The following is an 18,488-nucleotide window of genomic DNA, read 5'->3' as shown; positions in this document are numbered from 1 at the left end:
TTTTCCCTCCTAAAAAATGAATAAATGATTCATTGGCCCAACAATGTATTCATACTCCCAAACATGCAATTTGGTGACCCATTTGATGAAAAAAAACTTTGCGCTTTTCACCTCACTTGCTAGGAGATGCTTTCAAACTTTCAAAGTTTCGCTGTTTAAATAGTATGAAATGAGGGATTCAGATATGCCTATATTCATGTTGGAGGAAAGTAAAAAGTTCCCAGGACACTGGGAACTTAATTAATCGAATATTAAACGCGAAGGAATGTTTCCACTCGTTCTTCTTCTAATAAATTGCCGACAAAGAAGGCGCCAAACTCGCCGTAGCGGGCGCTGACTTCGTCAAAGCGCATTTCATAAACAAGCTTTTTAAACTGCAGAACATCTTCAGCAAATAGAGTGACACCCCACTCGTAATCATCGAAGCCCACGGATCCAGTGATGATTTGTTTCACCTTGCCGGCATAAGAACGGCCAATCATGCCGTGGCTGCGCATTAAATTGCGGCGCTCTTCCATTGGCAGCATGTACCAGTTATCATTGCCTTGGCGGCGCTTATCCATTGGATAAAAGCAAACATGTTTGGCTTTTGGAAGAATCGGATAAAGGCGGGACCGGACATGAGGGTTTTGGTACGGATCCTCATCGGAATTCGCCGGCAGATAGTTGCTCAATTCCACAACCGAAACATAAGAATATGTAGGAACTGTGAATTCTGCCAATTTTGTTTTATTAAATTCTGTCTCGATTTCGTTTAATTCTTCCATCGTCGGACGAAGAATCATCATCATAAAATCAGCTTTTTGGCCGACAATTGTATATAAAGCATGGCTGCCTTCTTTACTTTCTTGCGTGCTATTCCATTTTTCAACTAAACCTAAAAACTCGTGGATGGCTGCCTGGCGCTCGTCACTCGGAAGCATTTTCCAAGTGGTCCAATCAACGGTCCGGAAGTCATGCAAACAATACCAGCCATCAAGTGTTTGTGCGGCTTCACTCATGATCATCACTCCTATGTAATTATTCTTATTAAATATCATACCAACTATAACATAGTTTGACCAACGGATGCCTTTATGAAACTTCTTATTTCGCCAAATTGTGCGCTGTATGGATATTTAAGCTATTAAATGAGAATAGTAAAATAGTGAGCGCAAATTTTTGCAATTAAATAATTTTTTCATGTAAACGCTGTCTGTGACTTTGTTGCTTGAAATTTTATCATGGTAAAGTATGCTATTAAAGGAGCTTTAATTAGGAGGGTTACATAATGAGTGATTTATTCGAAGGATTAAAACAGAAAATTTCTGGACGTGACCTGCGGATTGTTTTTCCAGAAGGCTTGGACGAACGTATTGTGAAAGCATGCGGCCGTTTGGCAGAAGAAAAATTATTGACACCAATTTTGATTGGCAATGTTGAGCAGGTTCAAGCGAAAGCGAGTGAGCTTGGCGTTTCTTTGGACAACGCTGAGATTTATGATCCAGCAAACTATGCCGGCATGGATGAGTTGGTTGCAGCGTTTGTTGAGCGCCGCAAAGGCAAAGTAACGGAAGAAGATGCCCGCAAAATGCTGCTTGATGAAAACTACTTTGGCACGATGTTGGTTTATTTAAACCAAGCAAACGGTTTGGTAAGCGGTGCGGCACATTCCACAGCGGATACAGTTCGTCCGGCATTGCAAATCATCAAAACCAAACAAGGCATTAAGAAAACATCCGGCGTGTTTATCATGGTTCGCGATGACGAGAAGTATGTGTTCGCTGATTGTGCGATTAATATTGCCCCAGATAGCATGGATTTAGCTGAGATTGCTGTTGAAAGTGCAAAAACTGCACAAATGTTTGACATTGACCCACGCGTTGCAATGTTAAGCTTCTCAACAAAAGGTTCTGCAAAGTCTCCTGAAACCGAGAAAGTGGCTGAAGCGGTAGCAGAGGCAAAACGCCGTGATCCTGAACTTGTGTTGGATGGCGAGTTCCAATTTGATGCAGCGTTTGTTCCATCCGTTGCGAAAAGCAAGGCACCAGGTTCTGTGATTCAAGGGGATGCCAATGTATTTATCTTCCCAAGCTTAGAAGCAGGAAATATCGGTTATAAAATTGCCCAACGCCTAGGCGGATTTGAAGCAGTTGGACCGATTTTACAAGGTTTAAATCGTCCGGTGAACGACCTGTCACGCGGCTGTAACGAAGAAGATGTCTACAAATTGGCATTGATTACTGCTGCACAGGGATTGTAATAGGATTTTGGGGCTGGTTCCATTGGGGGCCGGCTCTTTTTTGATTTGCAGCTGTGTATGCTAAAATGATTTTATCTAAGTTTGCAAGGAGCTACCATTATGGAAAGTTTACTGCGCCAGCCCGAATGGCGGATTATTGACCAGTCCTCCGTTGGGCCGCATTTTCAAGCGTTACAATCATTTGGCATTGATGATACATTGTGTGCCTCAGTCGGAGCGGGCCAGGCGCCGGCGACTGCCCGCACATGGGTGCACCATCAAACAATCGTTCTTGGCATCCAAGATACGAAACTGCCATTTCTACAGGACGGATTACAATTTTTAAAAAACAATGGCTGGCAGCCAATCGTGAGAAATTCTGGCGGCTTGGCTGTTGTGTTGGATGAGGGTGTTCTCAATATTTCGCTGGTGCTGCCGGAAGCGGACAAAGGCATTGATATTAACCGCGGCTATGACACGATGTGGCTGTTGATTCGTCAGATGTTTGCGGACTTCTCTTTGGAGATTGAGGCCCGGGAAATTATCGGCTCGTATTGCCCGGGAAGCTATGACCTTAGCATCGGGGGCAAAAAGTTTGCCGGCATCTCGCAGCGGAGGCTAAGACGAGGGGTTGCGGTGCAAATCTATCTTTGCGTTAATGGCAGTGGCAGCACGCGGGCGGAACTGGTACGGGAATTTTACCGGCTAGCCAAACGAGAGCAGGCCACCAAATTTGCCTATCCAGAAATTGAGCCCGAAGTCATGGCCTCCCTATCAGAGCTATTCGGTATGCAACTGTCAATCAATGACGTGATGCTCCGCCTGTTAACCCAGCTCAAACAAAACAGCGATCATCTATACGCCGGCCAGCTCAACGAAACCGAACTCGAACTGCTGCCGGGGTATTATCAAAGAATCGTAGACCGCAATCAAAAATTTTTATAGCATAAAACGCAGCAGGGGGACGGTTCTCTTGCTTCATTCTGAGGAATGAAGCGGGAGAACCGTCCCCCCGTTTCACGTATTTCATTATTCTGCTACTTTTTCAAGGTTTCCGTTGCGGTCCATTTTGAATTTGGTAGCAGGTCTTTCTTCTTCTTCAAATAGGACGAGTTTTCGGGCGCGATTCATGATTTTCATGAGGGTCTCGTAATCTTCCTGCATGGTTTCGGAGTTTTGTTCGAGGCTCTTGACTTTCGCGTCCAGTTCTTCGTTTTGTTTCTTCAGGTCAGCGATTTCTCGCTTCAATCTTTCATTCTCGGTTTTTAATACTTCATTTTGCAGATTGGAATGTTTAAAGTTTTCCAAGTAGGCAATCACGCTGTCCATGGTCATGCCGTTTGTGGCTGGTGCTGGGCGATACATTTGTACGGTAGGCTGTACAAAGGTTTCTGCTGCCATTTCCGTTGTCAGATTGGTTGTTTCGATTTCGGCCACTTCTCCCATTTCTTGCACCATTTCAACTTGGACTGGCACTGCTTCCAAATCGGAGGCTTGTGGCACAGGCGGTTGGTAAAGCAGTTTTTTCTTGCCGCCTTGGTCTCTTCCTAGAATTCTCTGTCTTTGTTTCCGCTGTTTTTTGGCCAAAGCCAATGCTTTTTCATATTGATGGCGGACGACGGCATTCCATCTGAATCCGCATGCCGCAGAAGTACGGTTGAGCTTATCCCCGACTTCCTCAAATGCGTTCAGTTGAGTGCTTCCTTCTCTTACATGACGGAGGACCGTTTCAGCCAAAAGCAGATCGTTTTCATCTGTCCATGCATCTTGACGAACTTTCATTTTGTTTCATCTCCTCAAAAAATAAATTCCGAATAAGGGCCAGAATGACATCTGACTAAATTTTTTAAAAGTTCTAGTCTTATGATGGACAAGTTTTTGAGGCTTTATACCAAATTGGTTAAAAGGATAATAGATTTTTTTGTTTGAGGAAAATTATAGTTTCATACACATACAGTTCGGATTTTTTTCCAAAAAGGCTTGCCGCGCTTTGGATTGCTAAAGATTGCAACTTGCATTAGCTAGTCAGAAACTGTAAAATACCATAGGAGTTAAATGGTCAGTGGGACTGTTTTGAGTAAAATGAATATGGGATGAAAATCCATTAACCTAGTGGGTTACACTATGATTTATAGATTGAACGTAGAAAGGGTTGTAGCAAATGTCCAATGAATTTCGCGTTTGCGACGATTGCCAGGCGGTGAATTTAAAGACATTAATCCCTCGATTGAAAGAAATCGATCCGGATGCTGAAATCAAAATTGGCTGCCAGTCCTATTGCGGACCAGGCCGAAAAAAGACTTTTGCCTTCGTCAATAACCGGCCATTAGCCGCGCTGACGGAAGAAGAATTAATGGAAAAGGTCAACAAAAAATTAAAGAAAGCAGACACACCAGTCTGATAAAGAGGAATCACCTTCTGCACGGCCTACGAGGTGATTTTTTTCTTGAAGATAAAAGAAAGTGTATTTGGCTTTTGAGACGTGTCCCGGTGCTTTCGCTTTTCTTTTTGTCGAAAAATGCTGTGGAATTTTGCTGAACTGTAGGCCTGTTTTGGGATATAATAGAAAAAAGTGATTGCAGATGGGCTTTATTCCAAAGTGGCTGCAACAAGAATTTGGCACGTGAGGACAGGAAGAGGGAAATGCATGGTTTATTCGGCGGAAAAACTTAGCGAAGAGAAAGTATTTAAAGACCCCGTACACCGCTATGTCCATGTTCGTGACCGGGTGATTTGGGACTTGGTTGGAACGAAGGAATTTCAGCGCTTGCGGCGGATTAAACAACTGGGAACAACGTTTTTGACCTTCCACGGAGCCGAGCACAGCCGGTTTAACCATTCTCTCGGTGTCTATGAAATTGTCCGAAGAATCATTGATGATGTGTTTGCCGGCAGACCAGAGTGGAATGACGATGACCGCCTGCTGACCTTGTGTGCTGCACTGCTTCACGATCTTGGGCATGGCCCGTTTTCCCATGCGTTTGAAAAGATCTTTGATCTCGACCATGAAGAGTTCACCCGGAAAATTATTTTAGGAAACACGGAAGTGAACCGGGTTCTCGTACGAGTGGGGGCGGATTTTCCTAAAAAAGTCGCCGAGGTCATCGCCAAAACATCGGAGAAGAAGCTGGTCGTCAGTATGATTTCGAGCCAAATTGATGCCGACCGGATGGACTATTTGCAGCGGGATGCATATTTTACCGGGGTCAGCTACGGGCAGTTTGATATGGAGCGGATCCTTCGGGTAATGCGGCCGCGGGAGGACCAGGTCGTCATTAAAAAAAGCGGTATGCATGCGGTAGAAGATTACATCATGAGCCGGTATCAAATGTACTGGCAGGTATATTTTCACCCGGTTTCCCGCAGCGCCGAGGTGATTTTGACAAAAATCCTTCACCGCGCCAAGCAGTTATATAAGGAAAACTACAAATTTAAATATGAATTGATGCATTTTACATCCTTGTTCCGCGAGCATGTGACGTTAGAAGACTATTTAAAATTAGATGAATCAGTGATTATGTACTATTTTCAAATCTGGCAGGAAGAACCGGATCCGATTTTGAGTGACCTGTGCAAGCGGTTTGTGAATCGGAATTTGTTTAAATATGCCGAATTTGATCCGGCCCGCGAATACAAAAAGCTGGCTCAATTGACCACCTTGTTTATGAAGGCGGGAATTGACCCGGATTATTATTTGGTTGTCGATTCGTCTTCCGATCTTCCGTACGATTTTTACCGTCCTGGGGAGGAAGAAGAGCGTTTGCCGATACATCTGCTGATGAAAAGCGGCGAATTGCGGGAGCTGTCCCGTGAATCGGAAATTGTCGATGCGATTTCCGGTAAAAGACGAACGGACCATAAGCTTTATTACCCGGCTGACTTTTTACAGGATGAGACCACGGGAGCAGAATGGAAAAGGCAGATACGGAGCCTGTTAGAATAGACTGTGAAGATTTGAAGGAGATGGAGAAACCTTGCTGAATGACCATGCAAAGCTGATGCAGGCAATAAGGGTATCTGGAGAAATTGTCGGCAGAAAGAAGCTGCAGAAGATGATTTATATTGCGAAAAAAATAGACTTTCCGTTCCAGGACCGGTTCCAGTTTCACTTTTACGGTCCCTACTCTGAGGAACTGACGACACGGGTTGAGGAGCTATGCAATATGGGCTTCCTTAATGAGGTCAAAGAGAAAAAGGGCGGCTATTTTCAGTACCGCTACACGCTGACGGAGGAAGGCAAGGAGTTTTTGAGCCTGAACCAAGTAGAAATGCCTCATTTAGAGGATGTTTTGACCGATATGAATGAGCAGAATGCTAGATTCCTTGAGCTGGTCTCAACGGTCTTGTATTTTGATAATCTTTCAAAGGAAGAAGTAACGGACAAGGTGTTTACCTTGAAAAGCAGCCAGCGCTATACGCTGGAAGAGATTGATGAAGCCTATCAATATATTGAGGATTTAAAGAAAAAGACGGCAGCTGTCATGGAATTGAACTAAACAAGTGCTTGGACCGAGTGTTGGGTCCAGCTTTTTTTTGTGCTAATATGGAAAAAATATTTAATTATACCTATTATTTCCAATTTTTTGTATAATTTAACTAGGAGTTATGGTTGGGGGGACGTTTGAATGATCATTGGAGCGATTGCTGTCTGTATACCGATTGTGGCAATATTAACCTCACATTTTCAAAAACAGGCTAAATTAAAGGCGGTCATGCTGAAGGACCAGTTAGAGCTGGAGCGGCTGAAACAGCAGAACTTTTTAATGGAAACAGAGAAAATGAAACTCGAGCTTCAAAAAATGGCACTGGACCAGCCAAAGGATGAATTCAAGCTATAGCGGAGCGAAAAGAGTGTGAACGAATCGGAGGTTCACACTCTTTTCTAGGTCAACCTATTGGTCACTGGCCCGAACGCCGGCAACTCCATAATGGTTTTTGGACATTTCTTCAATAAATACTGTCACCTTTTCCTTTGGTGCCCCTGTTGTTTCGCTGACGGCCTCGGTTACTTTTTCAACAAGTGCCCGCTTTTGGTCATCAGTCCGGCCTTCTAGCATTTTGACTGTCACATATGGCATATTACATTCCTCCTTTAATCTTTTGGCAAAAGAGCTGGTTATGTACGGATGTCCAAGCCTTTGCTTTCCATTGTAGTGTTCCACAAACACGCGAAAAGTGCAATAATCGACGGCACATATATTTTCTTTTTTAAAAGGTAATCATGTATACTGAAGAAAAGCAAAACTGCTTGGGGAGCTTGAAAAATAAAGAGAGAGAACAATAAAACAGTCCGTTACGGGAAGGAGAAATCTGTTGGAACAATTTTTAGCCTATCCAATTAAATTGATTCCTTATGTTGCGATTACGTTGATATTTGCTTTCACGTTTCACGAATTTGCCCATGCCTTTGTGGCCTATAAGTTTGGGGATATGACGGCCAAAAACCAAGGAAGGCTTACGATTAATCCAATTAAACATCTGGATCCGATTGGGACAATTTTAATTTTTATCGCTGGCTTTGGCTGGGCCAGACCTGTTCCGGTAAACCGGTTCTTTTTTAAAAAGCCGCGGCTTGCCGGGGTACTGGTATCGGTGGTCGGGCCGCTTTCCAATCTGCTGTTGGCCTGCATCGGTTTCATCATCGGATATGGGGTAAACCGGTTTGGTGCTGGGACTTCCGATAATTTCATGCTGTTTATCAATATATTTATTAACTTGAATATTGTCTTGTTCATTTTTAACTTGATTCCGCTGCCGCCGCTCGATGGTTATCGGATTATCGAGGATTTAATGCCCAATGACATTCGTTCAAAAATGACACAGTATGAACAATACGGGATGCTGATTTTTCTAATCTTAGTCATTACCCCTTTGGACAATTATACGATTCAACCTATTTTTAACGTCGTGGTACCATGGGTATCCGGAGGGTTAAGCGACTTTTTCTTCAGCTTGTTTTTTTAAGGAGGTTTAAGCATTAATGGAAGAAAAAAAGAAAAAACTCGGATTTAATATTATCAAGCCTGAAGACCCAATGAAGGGCCATAAAGGCTATGGCGCCGGTGTCTTGAGTTTGGACAATATTTCACCGGTTATCATCGATATTGAGGCAGGTGAGGCAGAAATCGACGTTGGTGCGATGCATGCCCGCAGTGCCTTGGAGAAGGGCATTAAGTTCTTGCCCAATCAAGAAGAGGTTCCGAATGGCAAGCCGTATTGGCTCGTTTGGGTGACGATTGACCGTGCTGAAACTGGGCCTTATTATGCGGGTGTAACGGCCTGCTATATGACGGTGGACCGCTCGATCCGCCGCGGCTACAAGTCGCTGCCGGAACATGTGAACCGGATGGATAAATCGCTGAAGCGCCATATTATCGTCGACCATATGGATGAAAAATCAAAGCGTGTGTTAGCTGAGTTTTTGCGCAGCCACAATGAAGAACTTTGGAATAATTCGGCAGAGGAACTGAAAAAAGGACTGCTCGCAGAGTAAAATTTTTTCAAAAAAATAATCGAGCTCAATTGCTTGTAGTTTTGCAAAAACATGGTACTATATAAGCAGTGTGAAAGCACTGTAAAACTAGGACAGGAAAAGCTCCGGAGGATTCTCCGGAGCTTTTTCCGTTATTATAGCAGTAAATTCGTTGTCACCATGGGAAAATCCGTTTGTACCATGGGACCTTTTTATCCTGATTAGGTTTGGTTTGCGGCTTATCGTGATCGTCATGGATATGCTCTGTGCAATAATCAGTTGGCTCGGTGCCAGTTTCGAAATAGGTAAAGCGCCGGACCGGACAATCTTTCGTGGCCAGCTTGCCGTTAGCTGGGTCGATATACACGCCGATGACCCCTTCCTTCGGTGGCTTAAATGACTTGACTGGTTTGCCGTCGAGGGCCTCCTCCATGAAATGGGCCCAGACGTTTTTCGCATAAGTTTTTTCAGGTGCGGCTTCCAAAGGTTTGTTTCCACTGTCATAGCCGGCCCATACGGCCGTCACGAGCTGCGGTGAATAGCCAATCATCCAGCTGTCGGTTTCCGTGGAACCGGATTTACCGGCATATGGTCTTGTTAATGTGTCGATAATGGTGCTGCCGGTTACCCTGGCGTAGCCGTTTAGTTTCGGGTCAAACACGCCGGTCATCATCTGCGTCAAGACAAACGCTTTGGCCGGATCCAAGACTTGCTTGGACACCTCGGTGCTTTCAAATATCACATTGCCGTTATAATCTTCAACTTTAGTGATCAGTGTCGGCGTAACCTTTTTACCGCCATTGGCCAGCAGGCTGTAGGCATTGGCCATATCGATGACCCTGACGCCGGATGTGCCAAGGGCGAGCGATGGAACTTGCTCCATCTTGGTAGAAATCCCAAACCGTTTCGCTGTCTTAATTAAGGTATCTTCGCCTAAGAACAAATGTGTTTTGACGGCGAAAATATTATCAGAAACAGCGAGGGCTTGGGCGAGTGTAATTTCCCCGTCCGCATATTTATTATTAAAATTATGCGGTGTGTACTCGGACTTGCCATCATCAATCTGGAACGTCGTATATTCGCTCCGCATGGTTGACGAGGGGGTAAAGCCGTTTTCTAGTGCTGCATAATAGAGCAGCGGTTTAATCGTCGAACCGGGCTGGCGGACCGCTTGCACGGCACGGTTAAACGGACTTTTTTGATAATCCCGTCCCCCAACCATGGCCTTCACCTGGCCGTTTTTTGGATCCATGGCGACCAAGCCGATTTGGATTTTGGATGAATCGGAGACATATTTACTGGCTTCGCGCTCTGCCGCCTCTTGCTGCTTCACATCCAAGGTAGTGTATACCTTTAATCCACCCAGGGCTATCGTACGGTCATCTAGATGGAGCTGGTTTTTAAGGGCGTTTTTAACGGCATCCTGAAAATAGGGAGCAACCTTAACTTTTTTGGCGGGATGTTCGCCGGTTACTTGCAGCGGCTGGCTGACTGCTTGCTCCGCTTTGGTTTTTGAGATATAGCCGTTTTTGACCATGCTTTGCAAAATAATGTTCTGGCGGTCCTTGGCTTTTTCCATTGAACTAAGCGGTGAATAAATGCCTGGGCCTTTTGGGATGCCAGCAAGCATGCTAGCTTCGCTGAGCGTGAGTTTGGAGGCCGGTTTCCCAAAATAGTATTGACTGGCGGCTTCAACACCGTATGCACCGTTGCCATAGTAGATGGTATTTAAGTAGCCTTCTAGAATTTGTTTTTTTGAATAATTCATTTCCAGGCGAATCGTATAAAAGGCTTCGAGCAGTTTACGCTTCCAGGTTTTATCGTGTTCGAGAAATAGGTTCCGCGCGTACTGCTGGGTAATGGTACTCGCCCCCTGGACCTTTGCCATCGCTTTCATATCAGCAAGGATCGCCCCGGCGACGCGTTTATAATCAAAGCCGTGATGGGTGAAAAAACTTTTATCCTCGATGGAAATGGTGGCGTTGACCAAATCGGGTGAGATGTCGTCGAGCTTGGCCCAATAGCGTTTTTGGCCATTATTGGTTTCACCGATCAGTGTGCCGTCGTCAGCGAAAAACAGTGTCGACTGCGGAACAGCCAGCGGCGGCGCCCCTAGGATTTTGGCATATCCGAGGACGCCCATGATGAGTATGAACATACAAATCATGCCAATCAAACTGATGAAAAAAAGTGCACGCAAATATTTGACGGTCTTCCGAAATCCGTGATTCGTCATGATTTCCATGCTGTTCCCGTCCTCTCTAAATGTATTTTGGTGATTTCTGTAAAAATATAGATAGTAATAGTATTGAAAAAAGAGTTTTGTTTTAAACATTTTTTAAGAGGAAATTCATAAATTTTGCTAGACTTTTTTGTGTGATTGTAATTCAATAGTTTGGGTAGTATATAAGAAAAGCGGAAGTGCCCTGCTCAGCGCCGTATGGCCTGGAGTGCTCCAACTGAGATATAGGAAACACGATGAGCCGAAGGTGAATCGATGTTGACTTATCGTAGGGCGGAGTGCGAAGGACACTAGGTGCTAGGGCACTGGAGCTGGACAATTCTCAAAGCCGTTATTTTTTTAACTAATACAGAAAAGCGGAAGCTATGGTCAGCGCCGTATGGCCTTAGGCTGGACCATTTTCTTGATACTACTAGGGATAAAGTGGAAGCCCGGTCCGCGGTGTAGGCCTAGAACTCTTCGTGTTCATTGTTTCATGCTTCTAAAATTTGGAATGAAAGAGGGAAGACGATATGGGTGGACTTTGGTTTACTGAAAAGCAGACCGAGAACTTTGGTATTACGATGAAAGTGAATAATACCTTACATACAGAACAAACAGAGTTTCAAAAGCTGGATATGGTAGAAACGGAGGAATGGGGCAACATGCTGCTTTTGGACGGCATGGTCATGACTTCGGTCAGGGATGAATTCGTCTATCACGAAATGGTAGCACACGTTCCGCTGTTTACACATCCAAACCCGGAAAATGTTCTTGTGGTGGGGGGCGGTGATGGCGGTGTGATCCGTGAGGTGCTGAAGCATCCGGAAGTAAAGAAAGCAACGCTTGTCGATATCGACGGTAAGGTCATCGAGTACTCGAAAAAATACCTGCCGGAGATCGCCGGTAAACTGGATGACCCGCGTGTTGAAGTGCGCGTCGATGATGGGTTTATGCATATCGCCAACAGCAACGGGGAATATGATGTCATCCTGGTGGACTCAACCGAGCCAGTCGGCCCGGCGGTTAATCTGTTTACGAAAGGCTTCTATGCTGGAATTGCCAAAGCCTTAAAAGACGATGGCCTGTTTGTCGCCCAGTCCGACAATCCGTGGTTTAAAGCCGATCTGATCCGCAACGTCCAGCGGGATGTCCGTGAAATCTTCCCGATCACCCGCTTGTACCTGGCTAACATTCCAACCTACCCAAGCGGCCTATGGGCATTCACCATCGGATCCAAAAAACACGACCCGCTGGCAGTAACCGACGATAGCTTCCACGAAATCGAAACCAAATACTACACAAAAGAAATACACAAAGCAGCCTTTATCCTGCCCAAATTCGTGGCAGACTTAGTGAAATAAACGGGGACAGGCCCCCGCTATGGCAACCTTTAAAGCGCTGGGGGACAGGCCCCCGCCAAAGTAATGCGTTAAGGCAGCAGAGGGGCTTAGGCACCGGAGAGGAGTTGGGTTTATGCGTTTTGAGGAGACGTATTCAGGGAATGTGTTTATTAAGAGTCATCCTGTGTTTGAGGAGAGCCGTGTGGTTCTTTATGGGATGCCGATGGATTGGACGGTTAGTTTCCGTCCGGGCTCTCGGTTTGGTCCGACAAGGATTCGTGAGGTATCACCTGGTCTGGAGGAGTACAGCCCGTACCTTGACCGAGAACTGGATGATGTAAAGTATTTTGATGCAGGCGATATTCCGCTGCCGTTTGGCAATGCGCAGCGCAGCTTGGACATGATTGAGGAGTTTGTTGACCGGATTCTCGATGCCGGTAAGTTTCCGCTTGGCATGGGCGGCGAACACCTTGTTTCTTGGCCGGTCATGAAGGCGGTATATAAGAAATATCCGGATTTAGCAATTATTCATTTTGATGCGCATACTGACTTGCGTGAACAATACGAAGGTGAGCCATTGTCACACTCGACGCCAATCCGCAAGATTGCCGAGCACATCGGACCAAAGAATGTTTATTCATTCGGTATCCGCTCGGGGATGAAAGAGGAATTTGAGTGGGCGAAGGAAAATGGCATGCATATCAGCAAGTTTGAAGTTCTGGAACCGTTAAAGCAGATTCTGCCGCAGCTGGCTGGTCGTCCGGTTTATGTCACCATTGATATCGATGTCCTCGATCCAGCACATGCGCCGGGAACTGGCACAGTGGACGCAGGCGGAATTACTTCTAAAGAGCTGCTAGCTTCGATTCATGAGATTGCCCGTTCTGAGGTCAACGTGGTCGGCGGCGATTTAGTCGAAGTCGCTCCAGTTTGGGACCCATCAGAACAAACGGTTAACACAGCAAGCAAGTTAATCCGTGAAATGATTCTTGGCTGGATTAAATAACAAACATGTAAAGGCTGGTGCCTGTCCCAAAAACGGACAGGCATCTTTGATTTGTCCGGGTTCAATGTTTATAATGGATAAGTATGCATTTACGAGCGATCGTCAATGATAGTGACATCATATATAAGAATGGCTGACGGTTTCTAAACAGAGAGAGAGCTTGCATGGAAGCTATGAAAAAATGAAGCAGAAGAACCGTCCCCATGCTTCATTTCAAGGAGGGATTCTGCTTGGCTGATGCGGAGATTCCGGTTAGGATTAGTGTGAAGACGACGATTGACCAGGAGGAGTCGCTTGAATTGGTGGTGTTTGGCCGCTATTTTCAAAGAGATGAGGCTTCTTATTTGCAGTATGAGGAAGCGATGGAAGCGGGCAGTGTCCGGACGATTGTAAAAATGACGGCGGATGCTGCATTGATTTTGCGCAGCGGTGCGGTGAAGATGCGGCTGCCGTTTGTTTTGGAAAAAAAGCTGCGGGGCAGCTATGAAATGCCGTTTGGTGTGTTTGAAACAACAACAGAGACGAAAAAGTTGGAACTTAGTTATGAGAACGGCAAAGGCTTTATGGATATCATTTATGATTTTGCCATGCAGGGTGCCCATGCCGGTACATATCATTTAGAGATTAGTTTTCAGGAGGACCGTATATGAATATAGTTGAACAAACGCAACAGAAATTAAAGGAAGAGATTCGGGCTGCCGTGCTTAAGGCCGGCCTTGCGGCTGAAGACCAGATTCCCGATGTTATCTTAGAGGTTCCAAAGGAAAAGGCTCATGGGGATTATTCCACAAATATGGCGATGCAGCTGGCTCGTGTGGCTAAAAAGGCACCACGCATGATAGCAGAAGCTATTATAGAGAACTTCGACCGATCCAAGGCATCGATTGAAAAGTTGGAGATTGCCGGTCCTGGATTTATTAACTTCTTTATGAATAATGGTTATCTGACTGACTTGATTCCAGCCATTCTTGAGGCTGGGGACCGCTATGGCGAAACCAATGTCGGCGGCCAGCAAAAAATTCAAGTTGAGTTTGTGTCAGCCAACCCGACAGGTGACCTTCACCTAGGACATGCCCGCGGTGCGGCAGTCGGGGACTCATTGTGCAACATTTTGGACAAAGCAGGCTACGATGTTTCCCGCGAATACTATATTAACGACGCCGGTAACCAAATTAATAATCTTGCTCGTTCTGTTGAGGCACGCTATTTCCAAGCCTTAGGCATGGAAAAGGAGATGCCGGAGGATGGCTACCATGGTGCGGATATTGTAGGGATCGGAAAGAAGCTGGCTGAAGAGTACGGCGACAAATATGTGAATCTATCGGAAGAAGAACGATTTGAATTTTTCCGTCAGTACGGCCTGAAGACAGAAATGGCCAAACTGCAGCGGGATCTTGAGGATTTCCGTGTCCGCTTTGATGTGTGGTTCTCGGAAACCTCGCTTTATAAAAATGGCCAAATCGATGAGGCGCTCGAAGCGCTTCGCAAAACGGGCTATGTATATGAACAGGACGGGGCAACCTGGCTGCGTTCAACAGACTTTGGCGATGACAAAGACCGCGTGCTAATTAAGCAAGATGGGTCCTATACGTATTTGACTCCGGATATTGCTTATCATAAAAACAAGCTCGACCGCGGCTTTGAAAAATTAATCAATATCTGGGGCGCGGACCATCATGGCTATATCCCAAGGATGAAGGCAGCGATCCAGGCGCTGGGTTATGACCGCGAGGCACTCGAGGTGGAAATCATCCAGCTCGTTCATCTTTATAAAAATGGCGAGAAAATGAAGATGAGCAAACGGACCGGAAAGGCTGTTACCATGCGGGACTTGGTCGATGAGGTTGGCCTCGATGCGACGCGTTATTTCTTTGCGATGCGCAGCTCGGATACACATCTTGATTTTGACTTGGATTTGGCGGTATCGCAATCTAATGAAAACCCAGTATACTATGCGCAATATGCGCACGCCCGGATTTGCTCGATTTTACGTTCTGGTGAGGAACAGGGTGTAAAGGTAGATAATAATGCCGATTTCTCAATGGTTGGTGCCGAAAAGGAAATTGATTTGCTGAAAAAATTAGGTGAGTTCCCTGCGGCGGTCGGTGAGGCAGCCTTGAAGCGGGTGCCGCATCGGATTACAAACTATATCAATGAATTGGCTTCAGCGTTCCATAGTTTTTATAATGCGGAAAAAGTGCTTGATTTGGAGCATCTAGACCGTACGAAGGCCCGCCTTGCGCTGGTAAAAGCCGTGCAAATCTCACTGAAGAATGCATTGGCGTTAATCGGGGTATCTGCTCCGGAAAAAATGTAAGACTTTTAGAAGCTCTCCCATTATGGGAGGGTTTTTTGTTTGGAAAATTTAGAATTGGATTGAAGTGCTGGTAAATTGTCTAGATCCGCCGGTAATGTACATGTTTGGGTTGATACAAGGGGGGATTTCACCGGTAAAAGTGTAAACTTCGCCGGTAAGCCAGCCAAAAACGCTGGTACCCCTATTAAAGTGGGTAAAATCACGTATGTTTTTTCCTATAACATGAATACCTCCCAAAAAAATGCAAATATTATAAAAGACTTTTCAGTGAGGAGTGGAACCGCACGCATGAATGTAGGAAGAGCAAAAGAAATCTTGGAATCCGCTGACATGATCAACGTGACCTATGAAGGAACACCCGTCATCATCCAGCACATTGACGAAGCCAGCAAAATGGCCCGCATCTACACAAGGAAAGACCCCGAAAACGAACAAGACGTCCCAGTACTATATCTCATCGAAGAATAAAACAAGTCTCCGAAATCCATCGGAGACTTGTTTCTGTAACGGGGCCTGTCCCCCACCGCATTAATACGTTACCTGAGCGGGGGCCTGTCCCCCATCGCTTTAAAGGGGGAAAGCCCGGTTATTTGATGGTGATGCTGGCACCGGTTAGGCGGGTGATTCCGCGGGTTTTGCTTAGGTCTGCGACGAGTTTTAGCAGGGCTTGGTCTTTGGCTTTGGCTTCGATCATGAAGTCGACGTCTTGGCCGATTTCTTTTAGCAGGATGATGAGTGGCATGATGAATTCGGGGTCGACGAAGTCGGCGTGCGACCGGAATTCCTTTTCAGTTTTTGGCGACGAGATATGAATTTTTGGCACTAAATTAGGCCGCACTGCCCACGTTGCAAACACCCGCGGCAGCAATTCCTCCAAGGGAGCCTCTGACAAATTGGCCATGTGATGATGGTAATCAAATAACAGTGGGACTCCTTCTTTTTCACACACAGCCAATGTTTCCTCAGTGGTATAGGTTTTATCATCATTCTCCAACGTCATAATCTTTTTAATTGGGGCCGGCAGTGCGGTCAAATTTTTGTGAAACCGGGCAACTGCCTTTTCCTTATCACCATAGGCGCCGCCAACATGAATATTGATTAAGCTGTCCTGCTCAATCCCCATTGCCTCTAACATTCCATAATGATACTTCATGTCTCCCACCGCGTTCTCCGTAATTTTTTTCTGCGGTGAAGTAAACAGCGTAAACTGATTGGGGTGAAAGCTGACGCGCAGGTTGTTTTTCCGCACCAACTCACCGAGCTCCTGCCACTCCGCCACAAACGGTGTCTTATAATCCCAAAGCACCTCTGGATGTGTCGCTAATGGGACAATCGAACTCGAAAACCGGTACAGTTCGATTTCATGGGCGAGATTATAGTACAGCATCCTTCGGGTATGGTTGAGATTTTGCTTGGTCACTTCTAGCAGTTTTTCCGTGCGTTCCTGCTCATTCATCTGCTGATAACGGGTAAATGTCAGCGTTTTGGCTGGCGAGGCATCCCATAGGGTGATGGCATGGGAAACATAGCCGAAACGAATTTTCATAAATCTAGCCCCTTCCTAGAGGAAAAAGGATATAGCCTGGGCAGCCGCCTCTTTAACAGCGCGGCCAACATTTGGCTTATTGAGGTTTTCTAACGACATCAGCTCCGAGTCGAGGATGTCTTGATTTAAAACTGACAGGAGTCGTTCAATAAACGGGCGGTCATAGATATAGCAGTTGATTTCTTTATTTAAAAAGAAGCTTCGATTATCAAAATTGGCTGTTCCCACGTCGCACACCTTATCATCGATGACAATTACTTTCGCATGGTAAAAACCTTTTTTATACTGGTAAACCTGTGCTCCTGCGGAAATTAAAACCCGCAAAAACCGATAGGACGCTTCCTGAACCAATATATGGTCTGCGGTGTAGGGGGTCAGGATCGTAAGGTTGACCCCGCGCCCTAATGCTGTTAGCAGTTCATTCAGCACTTTTTTACTTGGAATAAAGTAGGGTGTACCGATTAGAATTGTCCGTTTGGCCTTTTGAATCAGCCTGATTTGAAACCCTTCAAGCTGGCCGCACTCTGTTGGCACCAGCCGGTGGCGGACTGAGCCTTGGTGCAGTTTAGGAAAATAGAATGTATCTCTCTGCAAATTCTCCCCAGTCGCAATCCGCCAGTCGATTAAAAACTCGCTTTGTAAAAAATTGACGCTCTCACCTGTGATTTTCAAATGGTAATCGCGCCAAGGACTGAGTTTTGGGTCTTGGTCAATATACTCTTTTCCAATATTAAACCCGCCAAGATAGCCAATTTTCCCATCAATAATCGAGACTTTTCGGTGATTGCGTACCTGTGCCGTATAGAACAGAAACGGAAACCGAATCCGGTTGCAATAGGCAAACTGAACACCCGCCTGTTTGAGCGCCTGAATGTCAGCTCTTTTCACCTTTAAGCCGCCTAGTTGGTCCAAAAGCAACCGGACTTCGATACCTTGTTGTGCCTTGTTTTTTAACAGCTGAAAGAATTCCTGACTAAACGGGTCATTTTTTATGATATAAAACAACACATGAACATGATGTTTGGCCGCCCGGATTTCAGCAAAATAATCGGTGAACAGCTTCTTTCCATGCGGAAAAATATCAAGGTCTCCATGCAGGATGGGGGTTTCCTTCTGAGTAGAGGAAGCAAGATGCTTCTTTAGTCCCAAGCTAAAATCTAAAACAAGCCATATAATGGAAAGAAGTACCAGTGCGATCAACGCAATCACAACATTCATTGGAAGCCATCCTCCAGTCTGTTGTAGTTTTTCCTAGAAAAATCATTTCTATAAGTTTGCAAAAATGGTTTGACTGAATGCTCATTCATTTTTATAATATGGGTAAGATGTTCAGAAAATTTCATATTTTCTACAACTTAAAAA

At 45.4% G+C, this 18,488-nt stretch carries 19 protein-coding genes; 13 read left to right on the top strand and 6 right to left on the bottom strand.

The genetic code is table 11. The features are described 5' to 3' along the window. Positions 1-251 precede the first annotated feature (251 nt). Positions 252-1,001: a hydrogen peroxide-dependent heme synthase gene (hemQ, locus tag BN2425_RS20865; RefSeq protein ID WP_042463702.1), complete on the bottom strand. Its 750-nt coding sequence runs from the start codon at positions 999-1,001 to the stop codon at positions 252-254. 269 nt (positions 1,002-1,270) lie between these two features. Here hemQ and pta point away from each other — a divergent pair, with 269 nt between their 5' ends. Continuing rightward, the gene (pta, locus tag BN2425_RS20860) at positions 1,271-2,242 is read left to right on the top strand and encodes a phosphate acetyltransferase (RefSeq protein ID WP_042463699.1); all 972 of its coding nucleotides are present in this window, start codon (positions 1,271-1,273) and stop codon (positions 2,240-2,242) included. Between the two features lie 99 nt (positions 2,243-2,341). Further along, on the top strand, positions 2,342-3,166 hold the full coding sequence (locus BN2425_RS20855) for a lipoate--protein ligase family protein (protein WP_042463697.1): 825 nt from the start codon (positions 2,342-2,344) through the stop codon (positions 3,164-3,166). A gap of 84 nt (positions 3,167-3,250) precedes the next feature. Here BN2425_RS20855 and BN2425_RS20850 read toward each other — a convergent pair whose 3' ends face one another. After that, the gene (locus BN2425_RS20850; RefSeq protein WP_042463694.1) at positions 3,251-4,003 is read right to left on the bottom strand and encodes an RsfA family transcriptional regulator; all 753 of its coding nucleotides are present in this window, start codon (positions 4,001-4,003) and stop codon (positions 3,251-3,253) included. Positions 4,004-4,382: 379 nt separating this feature from the next. Between BN2425_RS20850 and BN2425_RS20845 the strand changes: the two genes are divergently transcribed. The 4 genes from BN2425_RS20845 to BN2425_RS20830 all read left to right on the top strand — a co-directional run bounded on the left by BN2425_RS20845 (position 4,383) and on the right by BN2425_RS20830 (position 7,059). Then, complete coding sequence (locus BN2425_RS20845; RefSeq protein WP_042463691.1) at positions 4,383-4,622, top strand: DUF1450 domain-containing protein; 240 nt, start codon at positions 4,383-4,385, stop codon at positions 4,620-4,622. A 246-nt stretch (positions 4,623-4,868) separates the two neighbouring features. Further along, positions 4,869-6,164, top strand: coding sequence for an HD domain-containing protein (locus BN2425_RS20840; protein WP_042463689.1), 1,296 nt, complete (start codon positions 4,869-4,871; stop codon positions 6,162-6,164). A gap of 31 nt (positions 6,165-6,195) precedes the next feature. Further along, a complete protein-coding gene (locus tag BN2425_RS20835) occupies positions 6,196-6,717 on the top strand; it encodes a YwgA family protein (protein WP_042463686.1) in 522 nt (173 codons plus the stop codon). 129 nt (positions 6,718-6,846) lie between these two features. Continuing rightward, complete coding sequence (locus BN2425_RS20830) at positions 6,847-7,059, top strand: hypothetical protein (RefSeq protein ID WP_154663574.1); 213 nt, start codon at positions 6,847-6,849, stop codon at positions 7,057-7,059. A 54-nt stretch (positions 7,060-7,113) separates the two neighbouring features. Here the strand turns inward: BN2425_RS20830 and BN2425_RS20825 are convergent, their stop codons facing one another. Beyond that, positions 7,114-7,299 (bottom strand): 2-hydroxymuconate tautomerase, encoded by a 186-nt coding sequence (locus tag BN2425_RS20825; RefSeq protein WP_042463683.1) that lies wholly within the window; start codon positions 7,297-7,299, stop codon positions 7,114-7,116. A 235-nt stretch (positions 7,300-7,534) separates the two neighbouring features. Here BN2425_RS20825 and BN2425_RS20820 point away from each other — a divergent pair, with 235 nt between their 5' ends. Both BN2425_RS20820 and BN2425_RS20815 read left to right on the top strand, forming a co-directional pair. After that, a complete protein-coding gene (locus BN2425_RS20820) occupies positions 7,535-8,185 on the top strand; it encodes a site-2 protease family protein (RefSeq protein ID WP_042463680.1) in 651 nt (216 codons plus the stop codon). Between the two features lie 16 nt (positions 8,186-8,201). Continuing rightward, positions 8,202-8,714, top strand: a complete 513-nt coding sequence (locus BN2425_RS20815; protein ID WP_042463677.1) for a YwhD family protein — start codon at positions 8,202-8,204, stop codon at positions 8,712-8,714. Positions 8,715-8,868: 154 nt separating this feature from the next. On the opposite strand, the gene BN2425_RS20810 is transcribed toward BN2425_RS20815, so the two are convergent. Next, complete coding sequence (locus BN2425_RS20810; protein WP_042463674.1) at positions 8,869-10,938, bottom strand: transglycosylase domain-containing protein; 2,070 nt, start codon at positions 10,936-10,938, stop codon at positions 8,869-8,871. A 509-nt stretch (positions 10,939-11,447) separates the two neighbouring features. On the opposite strand from BN2425_RS20810, the gene speE reads away from it, so the two are divergent. The 5 genes from speE to BN2425_RS20785 all read left to right on the top strand — a co-directional run bounded on the left by speE (position 11,448) and on the right by BN2425_RS20785 (position 16,048). Further along, the gene (gene speE / locus BN2425_RS20805; protein WP_042463670.1) at positions 11,448-12,278 is read left to right on the top strand and encodes a spermidine synthase; all 831 of its coding nucleotides are present in this window, start codon (positions 11,448-11,450) and stop codon (positions 12,276-12,278) included. A 112-nt stretch (positions 12,279-12,390) separates the two neighbouring features. Then, positions 12,391-13,263: an agmatinase gene (speB, locus tag BN2425_RS20800; protein ID WP_042463667.1), complete on the top strand. Its 873-nt coding sequence runs from the start codon at positions 12,391-12,393 to the stop codon at positions 13,261-13,263. 230 nt (positions 13,264-13,493) lie between these two features. After that, the gene (locus tag BN2425_RS20795; protein ID WP_235714706.1) at positions 13,494-13,913 is read left to right on the top strand and encodes a DUF1934 domain-containing protein; all 420 of its coding nucleotides are present in this window, start codon (positions 13,494-13,496) and stop codon (positions 13,911-13,913) included. Next, positions 13,910-15,580: an arginine--tRNA ligase gene (argS, locus tag BN2425_RS20790; RefSeq protein WP_042463661.1), complete on the top strand. Its 1,671-nt coding sequence runs from the start codon at positions 13,910-13,912 to the stop codon at positions 15,578-15,580. The genes BN2425_RS20795 and argS overlap by 4 nt, the downstream gene beginning before the upstream one ends. A gap of 288 nt (positions 15,581-15,868) precedes the next feature. Then, complete coding sequence (locus BN2425_RS20785; protein ID WP_042463800.1) at positions 15,869-16,048, top strand: H-type small acid-soluble spore protein; 180 nt, start codon at positions 15,869-15,871, stop codon at positions 16,046-16,048. A 118-nt stretch (positions 16,049-16,166) separates the two neighbouring features. On the opposite strand, the gene uvsE is transcribed toward BN2425_RS20785, so the two are convergent. Together uvsE and cls are read right to left on the bottom strand one after the other, a co-directional pair. Further along, positions 16,167-17,126, bottom strand: coding sequence for a UV DNA damage repair endonuclease UvsE (gene uvsE / locus BN2425_RS20780; RefSeq protein ID WP_042463658.1), 960 nt, complete (start codon positions 17,124-17,126; stop codon positions 16,167-16,169). Positions 17,127-17,141: 15 nt separating this feature from the next. Then, positions 17,142-18,344, bottom strand: coding sequence for a cardiolipin synthase (cls, locus tag BN2425_RS20775; protein ID WP_042463656.1), 1,203 nt, complete (start codon positions 18,342-18,344; stop codon positions 17,142-17,144). Between the last annotated feature and the right edge of the window lie 144 nt (positions 18,345-18,488).

The sequence above is a fragment of the Neobacillus dielmonensis genome, assembly GCF_000612665.1.
GTDB classification, from domain to species: domain Bacteria; phylum Bacillota; class Bacilli; order Bacillales; family Cytobacillaceae; genus Neobacillus; species Neobacillus dielmonensis.
Note: the sequence above shows the minus strand (reverse complement) of the source record. Positions and strands in the feature narration are given on the sequence as shown.